Origin of the sequence: Streptomyces sp. MBT65, from assembly GCF_016612545.1 — a bacterium.
In the GTDB taxonomy this organism is placed as follows: Bacteria; Actinomycetota; Actinomycetes; order Streptomycetales; family Streptomycetaceae; genus Streptomyces.
This window is the reverse complement of the sequence record NZ_JAENRY010000766.1, coordinates 1-880: the sequence shown is the minus strand read 5'-3', so window position 1 is coordinate 880 and position 880 is coordinate 1. Positions and strand designations below refer to the sequence as shown.

Annotated in this window: 1 protein-coding gene; it reads right to left on the bottom strand. The window is 66.8% G+C overall.

What is annotated here, in order from left to right; genetic code table 11:
- Nucleotides 1–37: 37 nt before the first annotated feature.
- Nucleotides 38–709 carry a Type 1 glutamine amidotransferase-like domain-containing protein gene (locus JHN63_RS52020; RefSeq protein WP_200692060.1) on the bottom strand — a complete coding sequence of 224 codons (672 nt, stop codon included), beginning with the start codon at nucleotides 707–709 and terminating at the stop codon, nucleotides 38–40.
- Nucleotides 710–880: the final 171 nt, after the last annotated feature.

Here is an 880-nt window from a genome sequence, read left to right as displayed (position 1 = left end):
GCCGTACCGCCACGACCCGCTCGCTTGCGTCGGCGGCTTACGGCTGGAAGCGCCAGCGGCCTTCGGAGACTACGTCCGGTGTCTTGCCGTCCCTGACGCGGAGGGCTGTGTCGTCGTCGATGAAGTAGATCGGGAAGTCGGCGCGGGCGGTGATGCGGTCGGCCCAGGCGTCGTCGCGTTCGGGGAAGTCCGGTGAGTAGAGGTGGGGTTTGAGGTACCAGTCGAAGAGGGCGAAGGGTGGGTCGATGGTCGTCGCGCCGAGGAGGTGGAGGTCGGAGGTGTCTCCGATGACGTCGGCGGAGTGCTCGGTGAGGTTGCGGCTGAAGATCATCGATCCGGCGCTCAGGCCGACGTAGACCCGGTTCCGCAGAGCTTCCAGGAAACCGTCGGCCAGGTTGTTGCCGGTGATGCTGCGGGCCAGGTGGTAGTGGTTGCCGCCCCCGACGTAGATGACGTCGGCGTGGAGGAGGCGGTCGAGCACCAACTGGCTCGGCAGGCCGTTCAGTTCGAGGATGTCGAACTCCCGCCAGCCGAGGCTGTGCAGTCTGTTCATGTCCGCGAGCATCCATGTGTGGTCCCCCGGCTCGGCGACGGATGCCGTGGGGATGTAGACGACGTTCGCCGATCCGAACGGCTTGCCCAGCATGTCCCGGAGCGCGTCCCGCAGGGTGTCGTTGCGCAGGCCACTTGCCGTCAGGAGAAGGTTCATCGGGCGAGCCAAGCATGAGGGGCGGGGGCGCGCAACGAACCCCGTTCACCGGGGCCGCGCTCGTCGATCGCACTGGACCGCTCACCGAACTCCAGAAACCCGGACTCCGGTGCAAGGGGCGGCTTTTCCCAAGAACCACGATGGTGAAAGGACCCCCACCAAGCCCCACCC